Below are 17,007 nucleotides of genomic sequence, written 5' to 3'. Positions count from 1 at the left end.
GTCCTCTTGAAAAGTAAGATCCGATGTGTCTAATAACCGGAGGAATAAATCTAACAAAGGAAGAAATCGTCAAGATGATAATTACTGGAAAGCATAGAGGACCAGATTCTTTTGGCGTATGGAGCGATGGGTTAGTTATAAAATCTGAGGACTTCTCAGAGATAAAAGAAATTAGAGGGGGCAACGTTGTTTTAGCCCAGTGTAGGCTTGCAATGACTGGATCTAAAAACTATACCCAACCCTTTTACAATGACATTGTTCTCGTCCACAATGGAGAGATATATAACCACGAAAGTTTGAGGAAGTGGTTAATAGAGAGGGGAGCATCATTTGAGAGTGACGTGGACAGTGAGGTTATCCTAAGACTTTTGGAGTATTTTATATTTGACAAAAAGATGAAAGTTGAGGAGGCCGTTAAAAAAGCGATGCTTATGTTGAGGGGAGACTACGCCGTCGCATTTGCTCTCAATGGTAAAATCTATTTGTTTAGGGATCCTATTGGAGTTAGACCACTCTACTATTCCCCAAGGGGGAGGTTTGGGTCAGAGAAGAAGGTGTTGTGGAGTGTAGGTGAAGAAGCAATACCAGTTAACCCAGGTGAGCTCGTTAAGTTGCCAGAAGAAGAGAAGATGAAGCTACTTTCCCCCTGGGACATTAAAGGTTCTGGAAAAGGATACTACGACGGTCTTAAGAATTTACTTCAAGATGCTGTAAGAATAAGGACAGCTAAAAAAGTTGGAGTGCTCTTTTCAGGAGGATTGGACAGCTCATTAATAGCTTTGTTAGCTTCAAAATACTCTAAGGTAGTTCTCTACACTGCGGGAACGGAGGATAGTAAAGACGTTGAGTGGGCCAGAAAAGTTAGTGATGAGCTTAGACTTGAGCTTAGAGAGTATATATTTACCCGGGAGGAAGTTGAGAGGGAGATTAAGAATGTAATGTTCGCTATAGAGGAGCCAAATCCAATGAACTTAGCCATTGCAATTCCTCTATATTTTGCCACAAAGCTTGCTAGGAAGGATGATGTTAAGGTCCTTTTGAGTGGCCAGGGTGCTGATGAACTGTTTGGAGGATATGCAAAGTATCTCGAGAATCCCTCTTTGATGAGAAAAGATATAGAGGAGATAGCCGAGAGAAACTTAGGTAGAGATGATAAAGTGGGAATGCTAAATGGTGTGGAAGTTAGATACCCCTACTTGGATTTGCCCTTTGTCTCTCTAGCCTTAAGGGTTCCCCTAGAAGAAAAGATAAGAGAGGGAGTTAGAAAGGCAATTTTGAGGAGAATTGCACTAGATTTTGGCTTGCCAGAAGAAGTTGCCTTTAGGGAGAAAAAGGCCGCACAATACGGGAGCAATGCTCAGAAGATACTCTCTAAGATAGCAAAGAAGAGTCTTAGAGAATTCGCCCAGAAGTTATTTTCTGAGGTATTCTCTACATAATTGCACAATTAAATAATTCAACAATTATTGTATTCTGTAATTACACAGACAGATAAATTTTTATATACTTTTCACCCTAATTTAGTACAGAAAAATGTACTACAAAAATTTGTACTAGGTGGGAAAATGGAGGACTTAAGGAGACAGCTTGAAGAGCTGAAAAAGAGGCTTGAAGCACTTGAGGAAAGCATTGATCCTGTAGATGAAGTAATGCTCTCCATAAAAGCTAGATTAAGGAAGAAGATAGAAAGTATATCCACGATAAATGAGGAGAACGCGGCTAAAGTCCTAAAGGCCCTTGCAAACCCAGACAGAATTAGGATAATGAAGATGCTATCTGAAAGGCCAATGAGCTTTAAGGAGATTAAAGAGGCCCTTGGAGTAGAAAGTCCAACTGTCTCCCACCATTTGAAGATTCTCACGAAGACCAAGATGGTAAGGAAGGGAGAAAAGTACGAAATAACCCAAGATGGAATGCTGTTTTTGAGGATCCTCATGCTAATCTCTGCTTTAGGAGAGGAGGGTGAAGAAAATAAGTGAAATTAGATTTAAGATTAGAGACTACCTAAAGGCCATAACTGGACTGCTGCTTGTTATCTGGCTATTTAAAGGATGGTTGGGATTGGAGAAGTACAACGAATACATGGTATGGGCAATAATAGGCCTCATAGTTATAGTGGAAGTCCTTGGGCTGGGCAGGTGGTTTGGAGTAACGCTGAGTGGAATAATTTTCTCCCTAGCAAAGGCGGCTTTCCTAATTTCCCTGTTCCTATTCGTAGGAAAGTGGCTTGGAATTCCCGAGGACTTCCCAGTAACTTCAAAGATGGCATTTGCATACTTTGTAGTTCTCTCAATTGCAGGCATTCTAGTTGGAGGCATTGAAACTCCCCGAATAAGGAAAAAAGAGGACATAATTCCAAAAGTAGAAAAGAAAGCTTACGAATTCAACGATCTCGACTTTGGCGATGTCAAAGTTAGGGGAGAGGGAAAAGCCTATCCACTAAAATTCGGTAGGAAAAGAGTCGGATGGGCAATAGAGGGAAGCGTTGAAGTTGAAGCTCAAACTCCTTTAGGGAGTATAAGAAGGAAACTAATTTCCCCAGTAGTTATCTGGACATCCCAGGATATAAAAGGGAGAAAAGTTACAGCCAATGAAAATTTTGTTCGCACAGTAGAGGCTTTACTACACCAAAAATCTCTAAGAGTTAGAGAGGACGAAGTAGCCCTAGACCTCGGAATACTCAAGGTGTACGACTCTGATAATTATACTTACGTCAAGATGCCATTCTTGGAAATTGTTGACACTCCCTCAGGTTCAGAGGTAAAAATAGGACCCCTCAAAATCAGGGATGGAAGGCCCAGGAAAATAGATGAGGAAATGGTCACGATCGAGGAACTCAGAAATGGCTTCCGACTAACAAAAATTGGCTCTAATTTGAGAATAAAAACTGAAGATTATGACATAGAGATAGAGAATGACAAGATTTCCTATAGGAGTGGCTCAGAGAAATTAACGATAGCTGAGGATTACGTTGCCATAAGCTCTAATGGAATCTCTGTATCAGTAGGAAAGGACTATGCAAAGCTTAGAATCGAAGATTCCATAATTTCGGCAAGGAATGGTGTAGTAAAGATTAGGATAGGAGGGAAGACCTATACACTAAACAGCAGAGAGGCATACAAGAAAGTCATTGAGAAAGCTAAGGATATTGTGAAAATCGAGGGTGAGGAGGTGATTGAAGGGCTTGGGATTGATAGAACAAGAGTCCGGAGAAAGATTAAGGAACTCGTAGAGGAGTTAATGAACTACTTGGGAGGGAATTGATATGAAGGAAGTCTTTAAGGACGTAAAGAAGGTTCATGTAAGAATTGTAAATGGAAAATTGAAGATAGAAAAGAGTGAAGACGATAATGTGTACATTGAATACTACATTCTCGAGGGAGAGCCAAGAGTTGAAATAAGAAAGGAGGATTCAGAGCTCATAATAGAGACGAAGGGAAAAGAGAAAAGATTTCTAAACCTCTTCGCATGGAAATCAGATGGCAAGGTTAAGATGAACATTAAGGTTCCCGAGGGCGTTACCTTAGAAGTCTCCTCGGTCAATGCAGGAATTTCTGCATCCCAGGTTAGCATTGAGAGCATAAACTCAGTTAATGGGCCGATAATCCTCAAGAATTCCCACGTTAAGTCAATTTCAACGGTTAACGGAATGATAGCAGGAAGCATAATGGCCGAAGATTTAACTGTCAATTCTGTAAATGGGTATGTAAAGCTGGACATCCTAGACATGGAGGGAGATGGTGTTATTAATACAGTCAACGGGGGTGTTCATTTAAGGATAAGTGACGTTTGTGATGTCAATGTAATTGCAGTTAAGAGGGGAAGGTCAATTCCACTAATCAACCAGAACTCTCCATACACCTTAACAATAACGAGTGTAAATGGGAAGGTCAACGTTGAAAGATTTTGACAAAAGGCTTTAAAAGCTACTGAATAATCTTTTTCATGCTTAAATATTCTTTCCTTGGATTTTTTATAGGATGCATTGCAGGGCTCTTTGGAGTTGGAGGTGGTTTTTTAATAGTTCCGATTCTAACCATTTTGGGACTTTCCATACATGAAGCTATAGGAACCAGCCTAGCTTGTATAGCAATAAGCTCCTTCTCCTCTGCTTATACACATCTCAAAAAGGGAAAAGTTCACATCAAGGTTGTTATATTGAAAGAATTATTTTCAATTCCAGCTGCCGTGCTTGGAGCTTATCTAACGAATGACATTAATGAGAAAATACTAAGGGTAGCGTTTTCAATGTTGTTGTTTTATCTTGCCGTAAGGTTAACAGTGAAGAGGAGAGCTAAAGATTCTAAAGAAGCAAAAATACACTATGAAAGAGTACCCCTTGTGGGAGTTGCTTCTGGCTTTCTCTCCGGCCTCCTGGGAATTAGTGGAGGAATATTGAACGTCCCTCTTTTCACAATCTTTGTGGGAATACCAATTAAGTACTCAATTGGAACATCCAGCTTAGCTTTATTCTTTACAGCCCTAGCAGGAGCCATAACTCATCTGAAAGAAGGAAACGTTGTCTTAAGCATTGCCCTAGCTTTGGCCCCGGGATTGATAGTGGGAGCCTATGTTGGGGCAATAGTTTCCCATAGAATACACTCAGACAAGCTTAGAGTTCTCTTCTCCGCTCTTCTACTGATAATCGGAGTTAGGATGCTGGTCTAGTATCAATAAGACAAACATCGAAACGAAAAGATTTTTATACTTATGTTTCATCAATATTATTGCATTAAGGAGGTGTTGAGGACATGCATGACCTAGTTGAGTTCGCCGTTAACCGTGCTCTGGAGCTCGGTGCCGATTATGCAGAAGCAAGGTTCGAAGAAAAGCAGGGAACTTTTCTTGCAATGAAAAACGGAAATCCAGAAGGACTAGGAATCCTAGCAGATAAGGGAATTGGAGTGAGAGTCCTAGTAAATGGGGGAATGGGATTTGCCAGCACAAATGTGCTCACAAAGGAGAGCATAGCGAGGACTGTGGAGAGAGCAATAAAGATGGCAAAGGCCGCAGCAAAGCTAAGAAAAGAGCCAATAAAATTTAGCGAAGAAGACTTCCACGAAGTGTACTATGAGGTAAAGATGAGAAAGGACATAAGAGATGTCCCGCCAGAGGAGAAGTTGGAAATTCTGAAGAAAATAGAAGAGGAAGTAACATCAACAAACGCTAACGTACCAATGAGATTCCTAAGATACAATGACTTCATTTGGCATAAGATATTCATGAACAACGAGGGTGCTTTGGTGGAGAGTGTAATTCCCAGGGTCTCGGTAATGTATAATCTAGTTGTATTTGAGAACGGCCAGATGGAGCAGGCCCCATTCGTTCAGAGGGCATTCTCCGGAGGATTAGAACTCATAGAGAAGGACGAACCCTGGGAAAGGGCTAGGAGAGAGGTAGAGACGCTAAAGAAAATTATAGTAGAGGGTAAAAGACCCCCAGAGGGGAAAGTAGACCTAGTTTTAGCACCAGAAGTCGTTGGAATTGCAGTTCACGAGAGCGTTGGGCACCCGTATGAGCTTGACAGAATAATGGGAAGAGAAGCCGCACAGGCAGGAGAGAGCTTCGTAAAGCCAGACATGCTGGGTGAGAGAATCGGAAGTGACGTGGTTACGGTAATTGAAGACCCCACAATTCCAAACAGCTGGGGATTCTATCTGTATGATGATGAGGGAGTTAAGGCAAGACCCAGGTACTTGATAAGGAATGGAATTATAACAGAGTTTTTAATGAACAGAGAATATGCCGCAAAGCTCGGCCTTAAGTCAAATGCAGCTGCGAGAGCAATAAATTACAATAGAGAGCCAATTATCAGAATGGCCAACACATACCTAGCTCCTGGGGATTACACATTCGAGGAGCTAATCGAGGACGTAAAGCTCGGTGTTTACATGGTGTCATTTAACGAGTGGAACATCGATGATAGGAGATATCAGCAGAGATACATTGGAAGGGAAGCCTATCTCATAGAGAATGGAGAGATAAAGTATCCAGTAAGGAGGCCCATTCTAGAGATTACTACAAAAGGTCTCTGGAGCAGTGTTGACGCCGTTGGCAGGGAGGTTGAGTTCTTCCCAGGAACATGTGGAAAAGGAGAACCAGGACAGGGAGTCCCAGTGTGGATGGGAGGAGCTCATGCGAGATTGAGGGATATTCCACTAAGAAGGCCTTGAGGTGAGGGAAAATGTTTGATGTTAACGAGCTCATACTTAAAAAGGCAAAGGAAATGGGATTTGGAGATGTTGTAGTCCTCAGTTACGAAACTAACAGGAGGCAAATAAGATTTGCAAACAATGAAGTTACTGTAGCTAAGCACTGGCATGAGCAGAAGGTCGAGGTATTCGTTGAGATGGGAAAAAGGATAGCTTCAACGACGATTACAGAGCTAAGCCCCGAAAACATTGAAGCCACGTTAAAAGTTCTAAAGGCAAACCTAGAGAAGATGAAGCCAAAAGAAGACTACTATGGAATTGCCGAGGGTCCCTTTAAGTACAAAGACATTCCAGAGACATTTGATAAAGCTATAGTAGAGTTAGATGATCCAAGTGAGTATGTTGAAATTGCCATAAACGCAGCTCTAGAGGAAGGAGCAAAGAGAGTGGCTGGAGTGCTTTATACAGATCACGACAAAATTTATCTAACCACCAGCAACGGTGTTGAGGCTTTTGACGAGGGAACTGGAATAGAGATAAGCGTGAGAGCCTTTGTGGGCGAGTTAGAGAGCGGTCATGGAACTAATTCCGTTAGGGTTCTTAAGAAGTTTGATCCAGAGAGTGCAGGAAGAAAAGCTGGAGAAATTGCAAAGCTCGCAAAGAATCCAGAACAAGGACCAGAAGGAAGGTTTGACGTTATATTTGATCCATTAGCCTTTGCCAATCTGTTAAGCTACATGGGATGGGCATTCTCTGCATTCGCTGTTGAAGCTGGATTCAGCTACTTCGCCAACAAGCTCGACCAACAACTTGCCCCGGAGATCGTTACAATAAAAGATGTGGGTAACTTGCCCAATGGATATGGAACAAGAAAGTTTGACGACGAGGGAGTTCCAACTAAAGAAACGACTCTCATAGATAAGGGAGTTCTGAAGACCTACCTACTAAACACGAGCTTTGCAAGGAAATACGGAAGAGAGACCACGGCAAATGCTGGGCTAATATCTCCAAGAGCTTGGAATATAGTCCTTGAGCCGGGTGATTACACAAAAGATGAGCTCTTCCAAGAGGTAAAGAAGGGAATATACATCACAAACGTGTGGTACACAAGATTCCAGAACTACATGACTGGAGACTTCTCAACTATACCCAGAGATGGAATATTCCTAATTGAGAACGGAGAGCTTAAACCAATAAGGAACATACGTGTGAGCGATAACATGCTCAGAATACTTTCAAATATACAAGGGTTGAGCAGGGAGTCATACCACATCCACTGGTGGGAAGTTAGCACACCAGTGTCAACACCCTACGTCCTCGTGAAAGATGTTGGAATAACAAGGGCAACCAAGTGATTCCTTTTTCTCTATTTTTTATAGGAGTAGGATGTATAGGAGACCAAGGACAAACAGTAACACTCCTGGGACTAGCAAGACCTTGTAAACCCTTCCTAACTCAGCTTTATAGTATTCAGCAGAGAAGATCAGGCATAGGTGAACTGGGCTGAATAGCATTCCCATGTATCCACTCAAGTATGCAAGGGCTATCTTGTCGAAACCTGTTAGGAAAGGAAGTAAGAGTGGAAATGTCATTCCAACGTAGGCAAAGCTTATGCCCGTTATCAACCCAACTATGAATGGTGTGAGTGTTATAATCAGGATTATGGGAAGATTAAGCTCAATAATTGTCCTTGGCAATGCCTCAACAACTCCTGTAACTTCGAGTAGCTTTTTGAAGTACATGACCGAGATCAGAAGGAAGACTATCTTTGGCTGAAGGGCATATTTTGCAATCTCCTTTTTGTCAACCCTAGTAAAGTTGGGAATTAGTGCGGAGAGGAATCCAAAAAGAGCTCCATAAACCATGTCGTAGCCAAGGACTACGGAGATTAATATTATCACGAGGATTGGATATGTGCTCCTTACAAATAAGAATAGGCCCTCTTTAAAGTCTCCTTTTTCGTCTTCCTGGGCTTTTATTGGTCTCAAAAAGATAAGATATCCAATCATTATCATTATGATAGTCAAGGGGAACATCTTGGTGCTAAATTCTCTTACCGTAATTCCCAGGATTGCAGAGGTTATGATTATTGCCTGATACATGGGCCAAGAAAGCTCCCATACGTGCCTAAACCAATAGTTTATGACGGTCTTTCTTTCAGGCAAAAGTTTAAGCTTGTCTGCGACTGGCTCTATCATTGGAGCAGAGACTAGCGCTCCAGCGGGCATTGGCATTAACCCTATTAGGGCTGGGAGGGCAGCTAAGGAGTATTTCTCGCTAGGAAATAAGTTTTTCACAGCTTTTTCCATAAGTCTTAGGTATCCAATCTGGGAGAAAACGTTTGTTAAGGCCATTATTAGGGAGATTATTATAATTAACCTCAAAGTTGTCCACTCTGTTGCCGAAGTGTACAGGGACAATAAAAGCTCCTTAGGGGTTAACCTAAAGAGAATTCCCAGGAGAAGAGAGCCTATAAAGATAGATAGGCCTACATTTACCCTTAACCTTATGAGCACTATAATTATAGCAAAGGAGAGTAAAAGATAAAGCAGTTCGTTCACTCCTCTTTCACCGGGCGAAGAGTATGTAGAGTCGAATTTATAACTCTAACTAATTTCACAGTAGAATCTTAGAGAAGTCAGCAGTAAATTTAACATCAGGGAAACCTTCCAGATCTTGTTTGAGTGTTTTAACATTTCTGAAGAATTTTTTATTTTCATAATAAAAACAATTATAATAATTTCCAGCTACAGTTAATTAATGTGTTTTAAGCTCGTCAAAATACTAAATTTAGGTTTTTGTTGTCTATTTTATCCAAAAAGTATAGAAATTTAAAATTGAATAACATGTCATTGATATATCCAAGTAGTAAGATTTATAAATATAATTAGCGTAACCATATTATGAAAAGTTCACAAAAACTAAAGAGGGGGTGAAAGTGAAGTTGAGGTCTTTGATAGCAGTCCTACTCGGATTATTAATTATCGGGGCAAATACCGAAAGTGTAGCAGCACGTCCAGTAGATGACACAAAGCCTAAAAGTGGCATAGGTCTTGGTTCTTATGTCTCAATATCCATAGTAGGAGCCACACACTACTCTGTTCCACTCTATGGACCTGTTGGAGTTACTCTTAGGGAGATAGACATTTGGAAAGTTCAGAGGGGAAAAGACTATATAGTAGAGGTTAAATACTATAGGATCCCACTTAGTAGCCAGTATCAGTTTGTTGTAATATTTCCAGAAAGTGCTCAAGTGAATCTTAAGGAGGCTACTGATTTAGATGGGAAGAAAATACTTTCAAATGAGTACAAAAAGGTCGAGTATCTTGGTCCATGGCTTACAAAAAACTCTTTCCACTTTAAAAAGGAAGGATGGTTGACATGGAAAGTTGGAGTTAGACTCCCAACGAGATTTACACAAACAGGCTGGACCATTGTTGGAACTATTGGAACATCAATGTCATCTTTCAGTGACGCAGGGAAACTCGTTACCTCCTTCTATGGGATTAAGAAGTTAGTTGAATCCCTAGGGAAGAAATTTACTTTAAGTGCTCTTAAGCGCCTTGCATTAAACTCAAATTTGATTAGACTCATAGTATCAATAATAGAAACAGGAGTCAACGCAGATATTGTATTTGTTTACGTAGAGGGGTGAGTATATGAGAGTTTTAAGATTCTTTTCTGTTTACTTTTTTCTTTCACTGACGTTGTTAATTGAATCAACTTGGAAGCAACATCTCCCTTCGGATTTTGTTGATACTTTTGTGTACACATTAATAATTCCAATAGGAGTTGCGTCTTTCATCTTGCTTAGCGCTCTAGTTCATGAACATAAAATGAAAGAGACCAAAAAAGCCTTTAGGGGATTCCTCAAGGTAATTGGTACATTGGGTGCAGGAACTATGCTTTCACTTTTACCTGCACTGACTAGTTACTGGACGAACCCTACTCTTGGATTTATTGTACTGTTTATTATTCTACCCGGTCTCTATATCCTGGATAGGGTAATGGAGGGTTCCTAATGTTTATTAGAAGATCAAAATGGTTCAAGATTTCACTATATGCTTGGATGTTTTATCTACCCCAAATATTTTCTATTTCACTGTGGGGAGCATCACTAGGGTACACAGGAATAATCTTGCTATTCTTGGTCTCTAGTATTTGATATACTATTCGAGGAATTATATTTTTACTACTTCCTATTTTTATTCTGAGCGCTGTTTTGAGATCTACTGCTCTCCTAACAATTGATACAATTGAGTATTTTAAGCCTGCTACATTTTATGGAGTTATTACATCCCTCTTAAGATTTCTTTCTCTTATATTTCCGGAAAGCTATACAATCAGGATAATTCTCGAACAAGGAGTATTATTAGTTGCTCTCGCTATCTCGTATTATAAACTTGGAACCATTTTATCTCGAAACACATCTAATAAGTATTTAGCCTATACGATGAGCATTGTAGCTGGAATAATTACCTGTCTCTTATTTCCTCCCCCATTATAGCAAGAAAAGTATAATCAGGCTTTTTAAACACTTTAGGGGCTCTATAATTGTTAAATTAGTGAAACCCCCTATTCTAATCTCTTTTCTTCTTAGATTTCGAATTTACAAAGAAATACGAGATAACCACAGGTATTTCTGAGTGGGAAACCTTCATGACATAATTCTATATGGAGAGAAGCAATACCTATCTTACTTATTCTTCATCAATTTTCACCTATAGATACCATTCCGAAAAGCTACCCAAGTTCAACTTTTCAAGAGCTTTCATAACACCTAGAGCTATTCCATCCACCTCTATTCCCCCAGGAGGTCTATACCCATCTCCAACCACCAGAACTTCATTTAATGGCCACTCGATATGTAGGCCAGCTCTCGTCCTATTCACAGGATTACCATCTCTATAAACCTGGGCAAGGAGAGGTTCCCCTTCGGGAAAAATCTCCAATAACTCCTCCCAGCCTTTTTCTATCGCTTTCTTGACATTTCCATTTTTCAAAGCCATGTGAGCCATTATTAATGTATACCCCTCTCTAGCTAAGCTCTTATCAAGCGCGGAAGGTTCGTTAAATCCATTGATCATTAACCCAGGAGTAAAGACTATTGTATTACCAATCCTCGGCTCTCCTGGGACTGCTAAATTGAACTTTATCCCCTCGCTTGGCTCAATGGAATCAACTTGTTTGAGATAATCTCTATCAAAGTAGTCCCTTCCTATGAGCTTTACAGTTTCCCTTACACCAACGTTTGATATTGCAACATCAAAGCTATACTCCTCATTATCCCTTGTATAAACCTTCTTTTCTTCAATATTGATTTCAACGACCTCTTTTCTCGTTAAAATCTTGCCCTTGTTTTCCATTATTATTCTTTCAAGCTCATCAATGACAGCCTTGCATCCCCCTCTAATTAGCCCAGGCCCTCCCCATCTTAAAGCTGCCCTAATCTCTTTTGCCAACTCTAGAGCTGTAAGGTCACTAAGAGAAACGCTATCTGCCCACCCAGCAAAGCTCTCAAGAACACTCAGCAAGAACTCATTCTCTCCTATTTTCTCCTTTATCCATTCATCAGCGGGGATCTCTTCTTTAGGCAATTTATTCATCCGTATCTCAGCCAAGAGCTTGAGAGCTTTGGCCTTCTCCTTCACGCTCAAGAACTTCCAGCTCTCCCTATAGTGAAAAATTTTCCCTTCCCACAGAATTTTCCCTTTTGGATTTGAATTCACTATTTCCACTTTAGCCCCCAAAATTCTTAGTAGATGTGCCAAAGGACCATCTTCGCCGTGAGGAATCATGTGTAAAGCTCCAGTAGAGAGCTGGAAGCCTTTATAGGGGAGATTCGTAAACCTTCCTCCAATCATGGCTGACTTCTCTAGGACAATGATTTCATGTCCATTCCTCGCCAAAAATGCCCCAGCAAGAAGGCCACCAAGCCCAGCTCCAACAACTACTGCCCTCACTTCTCTTCCCTCCTAATTGGGTTGCCAAATGGGTCTATAAGTCCTGCCCTTATGAGGGAAGAGCTTATCTTACACCCGAGTCTACTCCTTATTATTGGAATGACAACTATGTCCAAAGGCCTTAAGCCCAACTCTTCCCTCGCCTTATTCACGAGAACAGCCCCCTTGTAAGTTTCCTCACTAACAACTATAGCCTCTAAACTCTTAATTTTAGTTGTAAATCCAATAGCATTGTGAATCTTCATTATCCTATAGTTCCTGTATTTGTTCACCTCCAAGAACTTGATGAGGTCGAGGAGCCTTTTCTCATAGGGGAGAATTCTCTCGGAGTATTGTTTTTCCTTAATCATCTCATCTGATGTTAAGCCTATGTAGACTGTCTCACCAACTTCAAATGCTTTCCTCAAGAGGGCCTTGTGGCCCAGGTGAAGCCTATCGAAAGTTCCACCAACGACAACTTTTTTGTACTTCTTTTTCATCGCTACCCTTTTATCTTGATTAAATAAAAACTTCTCGGGGGTTGAAATGAGGTACTTCTTTTACCCAAATAGTGTGGCCATATTTGGCTCATTCAGAGAGGGAGCAATAGCGAGGGAAATACTGAGGAACATAGTTGAGGGAGGATTTGAGGGCAAGATAATTCCTGTGAATCCCAAAGGTGGAGAAGTAGAAGTGGCGGGTAAAAAATTTAACATAAAAGAGAAGCTCGATGAGCCAGTTGATGTTTCAATAATAGCCATACCAGCAAAGCTCGTTCCAGAATTGATAAGGGGACTAAAAGGGCTTACAAAAGGAGCTGTAGTTATCTCCGCTGGATTCTCTGAGGTTGGAAATGTGGAGCTTGAAAAAGAGCTAATAAAAGCTGCAAAAGAAGCTGGAATTAGGGTGATAGGGCCAAACTGTGCGGGGATCTTCGGGGTTCATGCAAAGTTCTACGGTTCCTTTGAAGTCCGCGTTAATCCGGGAGGGCTAGCTCTGATAAGCCAAAGTGGAGCATTTGGAGGAGCAGCATTGGCCATGGGGAATGAAGAAGGCATTGGATTTTCAGCCTTCGTTAGCTATGGGAACGCCGCTGACCTTGATGAGAGTGATTTTCTAAGGTTCTTTGCCGACGATGAAAATACTAGGGTTATTGGTCTCTACATTGAAGGAGTAAAGGATGGAAGAAAGTTCCTGGATGCACTCCGTTATGCAGCGTCAAAAAAGCCCGTCATAATCCTTAAAGCGGGAAAAAGTAGGGCCGGAGCGAGGGCTGCCGCATCTCACACAGGCTCCCTTGCTGGAAGTTACGAAATATACAGGGCTGCATTCAGGCAGGCTGGGGCAATAGAAGTTGAGGAGATGGAAGAGCTTTTCGATGCAGCTAAGGCCTTTGAGATGTACGAAAGAGCTGGAAGGAGAGTGGCAATTATAACCAATTCAGGTGGCCCAGGAGTTTTGGCTACTGACAAGCTTGAGAGATTGGGGTTAGAAATTGCCAAGCTGACTGAAGAAACAGTGGAGGAATTAAGGAGTTTTTTGCCTCCCCAGTGCTCAGTAAAGAATCCAGTTGATTTGATAGCGGATGCAGACTATGAAAGGTATAAGAGGGCCATTGAAGTTGTGTGTAGGGATGAGAATGTGGATGCCATTCTGGTGATATGCGTTCCACCAATATTCATACCCAGCGAGGAGATAGCAAGAGCTGTTGTCGAGGCAAATTGTGATAAGCCAATAATAGTAAACTTCATGGCTGGGGAGTTAGTAAGGGAGGGAATAAAAATTTTAGAAAGCAAAAAAATAAAGAACTTCCCAACTCCAGAGAGGGCAGCAAAAGCTTTGTATTGGCTCAGCCTAAGGTCTAGTAGCGAATGAACTTGTTGACGCTGGTTATCATTACCTTTGCTTTTTCATATTCCACTGCCACTTCGTTTGGTGGCCCCACTGGTTGGGCTACTTCTTGCTCTTCCTTCTCTTCTCTTCCTGGGAGGAACTTGTTGAGCATCCTCCAAAACTGTGGTAGGATTACTATTTTGCTCTCATACCTCTCCATTTCCATCACCACTAGAAGTGATACCATATACATATATAAACATTTCGAAAATAGAATATGTAATAGACAATAGTCTATATAGCAATATATAGAAAAGAGTCAGGCGTGGGCGTCCTTCATCATCAACTCAGCCTTCCGACTACTCATCATCCACAATAATCTCTATAACTGCAGTGGTGTTTGGATCTTTAAGCCTTTCAACGATCCTCCTATCTATATCTTTAGCAGCCTTGTTGGCTTTAATTGCAAGCGTTCTCCCATCTATCCAGTTGCTTTTTCTTATAACCATAGAAGTTTCGCTTTCCAGAGTTAGCCTGGGATCCCCATAGGCTGTAACCTCATCAACAAGCTCGCCAACTCTAATTAATATTTTAATTTTCTTTCCAGACCTTATAGCCTCCTTAACTTCCTGAGATAAATCTTTAAGAGCCTTATCTGCAGATATGCAGATAATACAGTCTCCCCTCTCCGTTAGGTAATCTTCTCTGGTTATCTCAAAAGTGGAGCGGTGGGTCGCCTTGACGTTTCTGTGACCTTTGCATATAATAATTTCCCTTATCATAGGCGAAAAAGGGAAATCAAGGTTCACCATTTAATTCTAAATTCTCTCCTTGTTCTCGCCTCTATTTGGGCCAGAATCTTCTTCATTTTTGCATCGTCTATCTTCTCGGTTATCTGGCCTGCCTGGTAAAGCTGGACAAGTATAAGCTCAACCTGCCTCGCAAGCTCAGGCTTCACGAGCTTAACTCTGGCCAACCTTTCTCTCGCCTCAGGAGTTAGAATTCTCCTCAATATCGCCTGGATTTGAGCTTCAATTAACGCCTGTTGCCTCTCTGCTTCTTCTTGAGCCTTTTGCTGCTCTAAGTATTTCTTCTGCAATTCCATGAGCTTCCTTCTCCTAATCTCCTCAATGTCCTCAGCCATCTCTCTCACCTACCTCTACATTGTTAACAACAATTAAAAATGTATTGCATCGATTACTGTCTTCAAGTGACTCAAGAATTTCCTGGTTTCTTCCATGCCATAATCGGTTATCTCCACCATAGTCCTAGGCCTGTCCGCTATCACCTTGTATGTTCTCACGAATCCATGCTTCTCAAGCACTTTAATGTGGGAATCAAGATTTCCAGGAGTTAGGTCGAGAGCCTTTTGAATATGAGAAAAAGGAGCTCTCCTCCTGGGAAAGAGATATATCATAATTCCCAGCCTAACAGGATTTCCCAGGGTGTGAGATTTCATGATCTCTTTGATTTCTTCCATTAGATCACCCTAAAGGTCTTGTATAGGTTAATTAACGTCACAACTGAGTATGTAAGGATTATTAATGCTGTCGCAAGTTCCCAAGTGGGACTTACAAACGTTAAAATTACCAACAGAGGGATTAACATGCTGTTCTCTCTGAAGGACATGTACATTCCCAGGTGGCCAAGTGCTATCATAGAGGCTAGCCCTCTTGCATCTCCTAGAAGGCCAAAGGCAACGCCACCAATTATCCAACCAATTATCCAACCGTAGCTTACTTTTCCCTCACTGGCCTCAACTTTTAGATATTTGTTGTAAACCTTCACAGTTACAAGAATTATTAGGGCTATTGTGATAGGCCAGTAAATGCCCGTATATTTAGGTGCCAGGAAAAATACCAAAAGGTAGCCTCCCATGCCCGCTAGCCAAGCTGAATAAATCAAGGCAGTGTATATATGAAAAGTGGCCATAAGCTTCTTCTCAACCTTGTCAAGTACTTCTTTTAGTTCTTTAACCCCCTCCATAAATCCCACCAAAAATTAAATGGAGGTAGAGGTATTTATACTCAGGTCAAACTCTGTAGTTCAGAGCTTAGGTTTGTACTTTACAACATCCTCATTAATGGGAAAGTATGGAAGTTTTTCTCTGGAAGATATGATTACGATGCCCCTCTTCTTAAGAGTATCAACAATTCCCTTTAATATTTCGTGCTTTGAGTCTTCATCTATAGCTACAACCGGATCGTCTAGAACAAATATTTCGGCATTGACGAGTAGAGCTGAAGCCAACTGAATTCTCCTCTTCATCCCCTGGGAACATTTTTCAAACTTTATATTCTCGTCGGAAATACCAACCAAATCAAGAGCCCTTACCACTTCCTCCATACTTGGGTTTACACCATATAAACTGGCTACTGCCTTAAGATAGTCTCTAGCCCTTACCTTATTTGGGACCAAAATACTCTCGGGGAGGAAGAATATCTTCCCTCTAACCTTCCTTATTGGAGCACCATTGTAGAGAATCTCCCCTTTTAGAGGTTTTAGATAAGTGGCTATTGTTTTTAGAAGGGTGGTTTTCCCTATCCCGTTGGGGCCATAGAAGTTTACTGCATCACCATTTTCCAGCTCAAGTGTAATATCTTCTAGAAGGGGCCTCTTGTAGCCAACGCTTAGCTCTCTTATTTCAAGCTTCATTTTGCTCCCTCCCAAAGACCTCTTAGGCCAGAAAGAGAGATTATCAAAAATATAATACCAGTGAGTCCGTATCCTATCTCTATAAGTAGCAATCCAAAAACAAAGGGCAACAAAAATCCAAGGATCCATCCTATAATGTATCTCTGGTTTGGAATATCAGTTTGAGGAATCCATATAAATGCTAACTTTTTATAGTCAATTCTCACTTCTACAGGTGAGGATATCGGAAGGTATTGAGCAACTTCATGAAGATAAACAGCTCCAATTACTGGAATTGTAAAATTTTTGAGTATGAATGAGAGAACGCAGCTTAAAGTTCTAACTCCAACTATATATGTGATCCCTAAAGGTATTACTGTAATTAGACCAGCCAGATAGATAGTGAAAAATGTTAGGGACTTAAAAAAGCTTACGTAATGCTTCAT

The 17,007-nt window shown here is 41.0% G+C and carries 20 protein-coding genes; 10 read left to right on the top strand and 10 right to left on the bottom strand.

The genetic code is table 11. The features are described from left to right. The first annotated feature begins 23 nt into the window (after nt 1–23). From PWP39_RS00215 to PWP39_RS00185, 7 genes are all read left to right on the top strand, one after another. Nucleotides 24–1,439, top strand: a complete 1,416-nt coding sequence (locus tag PWP39_RS00215; RefSeq protein ID WP_011012208.1) for a DUF7411 family protein — start codon at nt 24–26, stop codon at nt 1,437–1,439. Between the two features lie 126 nt (nt 1,440–1,565). Further along, nucleotides 1,566–1,979 (top strand): ArsR/SmtB family transcription factor, encoded by a 414-nt coding sequence (locus tag PWP39_RS00210; RefSeq protein ID WP_288071788.1) that lies wholly within the window; start codon nt 1,566–1,568, stop codon nt 1,977–1,979. Beyond that, nucleotides 1,963–3,264, top strand: a complete 1,302-nt coding sequence (locus PWP39_RS00205; protein WP_288071787.1) for a hypothetical protein — start codon at nt 1,963–1,965, stop codon at nt 3,262–3,264. The genes PWP39_RS00210 and PWP39_RS00205 overlap by 17 nt, the downstream gene beginning before the upstream one ends. A 1-nt stretch (nt 3,265) precedes the next feature. Further along, the gene (locus tag PWP39_RS00200; protein WP_011012211.1) at nt 3,266–3,910 is read left to right on the top strand and encodes a DUF4097 family beta strand repeat-containing protein; all 645 of its coding nucleotides are present in this window, start codon (nt 3,266–3,268) and stop codon (nt 3,908–3,910) included. 35 nt (nt 3,911–3,945) lie between these two features. Beyond that, nucleotides 3,946–4,668 (top strand): sulfite exporter TauE/SafE family protein, encoded by a 723-nt coding sequence (locus PWP39_RS00195; protein WP_014835321.1) that lies wholly within the window; start codon nt 3,946–3,948, stop codon nt 4,666–4,668. Nucleotides 4,669–4,751: 83 nt separating this feature from the next. Further along, the gene (locus PWP39_RS00190) at nt 4,752–6,173 is read left to right on the top strand and encodes a TldD/PmbA family protein (RefSeq protein ID WP_011012213.1); all 1,422 of its coding nucleotides are present in this window, start codon (nt 4,752–4,754) and stop codon (nt 6,171–6,173) included. A gap of 11 nt (nt 6,174–6,184) precedes the next feature. Further along, the gene (locus PWP39_RS00185) at nt 6,185–7,507 is read left to right on the top strand and encodes a TldD/PmbA family protein (RefSeq protein ID WP_011012214.1); all 1,323 of its coding nucleotides are present in this window, start codon (nt 6,185–6,187) and stop codon (nt 7,505–7,507) included. A gap of 18 nt (nt 7,508–7,525) precedes the next feature. Here the strand turns inward: PWP39_RS00185 and PWP39_RS00180 are convergent, their stop codons facing one another. Continuing rightward, on the bottom strand, nt 7,526–8,713 hold the full coding sequence (locus PWP39_RS00180) for a TIGR00529 family membrane protein (RefSeq protein WP_288071784.1): 1,188 nt from the start codon (nt 8,711–8,713) through the stop codon (nt 7,526–7,528). 377 nt (nt 8,714–9,090) lie between these two features. On the opposite strand from PWP39_RS00180, the gene PWP39_RS00175 reads away from it, so the two are divergent. Both PWP39_RS00175 and PWP39_RS00170 read left to right on the top strand, forming a co-directional pair. Further along, complete coding sequence (locus PWP39_RS00175) at nt 9,091–9,807, top strand: hypothetical protein (RefSeq protein ID WP_014835322.1); 717 nt, start codon at nt 9,091–9,093, stop codon at nt 9,805–9,807. A gap of 4 nt (nt 9,808–9,811) precedes the next feature. After that, the gene (locus tag PWP39_RS00170) at nt 9,812–10,174 is read left to right on the top strand and encodes a hypothetical protein (protein ID WP_011012218.1); all 363 of its coding nucleotides are present in this window, start codon (nt 9,812–9,814) and stop codon (nt 10,172–10,174) included. A gap of 699 nt (nt 10,175–10,873) precedes the next feature. On the opposite strand, the gene PWP39_RS00165 is transcribed toward PWP39_RS00170, so the two are convergent. Together PWP39_RS00165 and coaD are read right to left on the bottom strand one after the other, a co-directional pair. Further along, nucleotides 10,874–12,115, bottom strand: coding sequence for a phytoene desaturase family protein (locus tag PWP39_RS00165; RefSeq protein WP_011012220.1), 1,242 nt, complete (start codon nt 12,113–12,115; stop codon nt 10,874–10,876). Next, on the bottom strand, nt 12,112–12,594 hold the full coding sequence (gene coaD / locus PWP39_RS00160) for a phosphopantetheine adenylyltransferase (protein WP_288071779.1): 483 nt from the start codon (nt 12,592–12,594) through the stop codon (nt 12,112–12,114). Before coaD ends, PWP39_RS00165 begins: the two co-directional genes overlap by 4 nt. A gap of 46 nt (nt 12,595–12,640) precedes the next feature. On the opposite strand from coaD, the gene PWP39_RS00155 reads away from it, so the two are divergent. Next, nucleotides 12,641–13,969 carry an acetate--CoA ligase family protein gene (locus PWP39_RS00155; RefSeq protein WP_011012222.1) on the top strand — a complete coding sequence of 443 codons (1,329 nt, stop codon included), beginning with the start codon at nt 12,641–12,643 and terminating at the stop codon, nt 13,967–13,969. On the opposite strand, the gene PWP39_RS00150 is transcribed toward PWP39_RS00155, so the two are convergent. The 7 genes from PWP39_RS00150 to PWP39_RS00120 form a co-directional block, all read right to left on the bottom strand. Next, a complete protein-coding gene (locus PWP39_RS00150; protein WP_394295153.1) occupies nt 13,956–14,153 on the bottom strand; it encodes a hypothetical protein in 198 nt (65 codons plus the stop codon). The two genes, PWP39_RS00155 and PWP39_RS00150, sit on opposite strands and share 14 nt — an antisense overlap. 133 nt (nt 14,154–14,286) lie before the next feature. Then, on the bottom strand, nt 14,287–14,709 hold the full coding sequence (locus PWP39_RS00145; protein ID WP_014835324.1) for a DUF371 domain-containing protein: 423 nt from the start codon (nt 14,707–14,709) through the stop codon (nt 14,287–14,289). 23 nt (nt 14,710–14,732) lie between these two features. After that, nucleotides 14,733–15,071 (bottom strand): DNA-binding protein, encoded by a 339-nt coding sequence (locus PWP39_RS00140; RefSeq protein ID WP_011012225.1) that lies wholly within the window; start codon nt 15,069–15,071, stop codon nt 14,733–14,735. A 33-nt stretch (nt 15,072–15,104) separates the two neighbouring features. Beyond that, a complete protein-coding gene (locus PWP39_RS00135) occupies nt 15,105–15,407 on the bottom strand; it encodes a transcriptional regulator (protein ID WP_011012226.1) in 303 nt (100 codons plus the stop codon). Next, nucleotides 15,407–15,913: a hypothetical protein gene (locus tag PWP39_RS00130; protein WP_014835325.1), complete on the bottom strand. Its 507-nt coding sequence runs from the start codon at nt 15,911–15,913 to the stop codon at nt 15,407–15,409. Before PWP39_RS00130 ends, PWP39_RS00135 begins: the two co-directional genes overlap by 1 nt. 60 nt (nt 15,914–15,973) lie before the next feature. After that, a complete protein-coding gene (locus PWP39_RS00125; RefSeq protein WP_014835326.1) occupies nt 15,974–16,582 on the bottom strand; it encodes an ABC transporter ATP-binding protein in 609 nt (202 codons plus the stop codon). Then, complete coding sequence (locus PWP39_RS00120; RefSeq protein WP_011012229.1) at nt 16,579–17,007, bottom strand: hypothetical protein; 429 nt, start codon at nt 17,005–17,007, stop codon at nt 16,579–16,581. The genes PWP39_RS00125 and PWP39_RS00120 overlap by 4 nt, the downstream gene beginning before the upstream one ends.

The sequence above is a fragment of the Pyrococcus sp. genome (assembly GCF_030153625.1).
Classification (GTDB): Archaea; Methanobacteriota_B; Thermococci; order Thermococcales; family Thermococcaceae; genus Pyrococcus; species Pyrococcus furiosus.
Note: the sequence above shows the minus strand (reverse complement) of the source record. Positions and strands in the feature narration are given on the sequence as shown.

What these genes read in the sequence shown, in the direction of transcription:
- PWP39_RS00215 (WP_011012208.1), top strand. Translation starts at nt 24, where the DNA reads ATGTGTCTAATAACCGGAGGAATAAATCTAACAAAGGAAGAAATCGTC.
- PWP39_RS00210 (WP_288071788.1), top strand. Translation starts at nt 1,566, where the DNA reads ATGGAGGACTTAAGGAGACAGCTTGAAGAGCTGAAAAAGAGGCTTGAA.
- PWP39_RS00200 (WP_011012211.1), top strand. Translation starts at nt 3,266, where the DNA reads ATGAAGGAAGTCTTTAAGGACGTAAAGAAGGTTCATGTAAGAATTGTA.
- PWP39_RS00195 (WP_014835321.1), top strand. Translation starts at nt 3,946, where the DNA reads ATGCTTAAATATTCTTTCCTTGGATTTTTTATAGGATGCATTGCAGGG.
- PWP39_RS00190 (WP_011012213.1), top strand. Translation starts at nt 4,752, where the DNA reads ATGCATGACCTAGTTGAGTTCGCCGTTAACCGTGCTCTGGAGCTCGGT.
- PWP39_RS00185 (WP_011012214.1), top strand. Translation starts at nt 6,185, where the DNA reads ATGTTTGATGTTAACGAGCTCATACTTAAAAAGGCAAAGGAAATGGGA.
- PWP39_RS00170 (WP_011012218.1), top strand. Translation starts at nt 9,812, where the DNA reads ATGAGAGTTTTAAGATTCTTTTCTGTTTACTTTTTTCTTTCACTGACG.
- coaD (WP_288071779.1), bottom strand. Translation starts at nt 12,594, where the DNA reads ATGAAAAAGAAGTACAAAAAAGTTGTCGTTGGTGGAACTTTCGATAGG.
- PWP39_RS00155 (WP_011012222.1), top strand. Translation starts at nt 12,641, where the DNA reads ATGAGGTACTTCTTTTACCCAAATAGTGTGGCCATATTTGGCTCATTC.
- PWP39_RS00150 (WP_394295153.1), bottom strand. Translation starts at nt 14,153, where the DNA reads ATGGAAATGGAGAGGTATGAGAGCAAAATAGTAATCCTACCACAGTTT.
- PWP39_RS00145 (WP_014835324.1), bottom strand. Translation starts at nt 14,709, where the DNA reads ATGATAAGGGAAATTATTATATGCAAAGGTCACAGAAACGTCAAGGCG.
- PWP39_RS00140 (WP_011012225.1), bottom strand. Translation starts at nt 15,071, where the DNA reads ATGGCTGAGGACATTGAGGAGATTAGGAGAAGGAAGCTCATGGAATTG.
- PWP39_RS00135 (WP_011012226.1), bottom strand. Translation starts at nt 15,407, where the DNA reads ATGGAAGAAATCAAAGAGATCATGAAATCTCACACCCTGGGAAATCCT.
- PWP39_RS00130 (WP_014835325.1), bottom strand. Translation starts at nt 15,913, where the DNA reads ATGGAGGGGGTTAAAGAACTAAAAGAAGTACTTGACAAGGTTGAGAAG.
- PWP39_RS00125 (WP_014835326.1), bottom strand. Translation starts at nt 16,582, where the DNA reads ATGAAGCTTGAAATAAGAGAGCTAAGCGTTGGCTACAAGAGGCCCCTT.
- PWP39_RS00120 (WP_011012229.1), bottom strand. Translation starts at nt 17,007, where the DNA reads ATGAAGCATTACGTAAGCTTTTTTAAGTCCCTAACATTTTTCACTATC.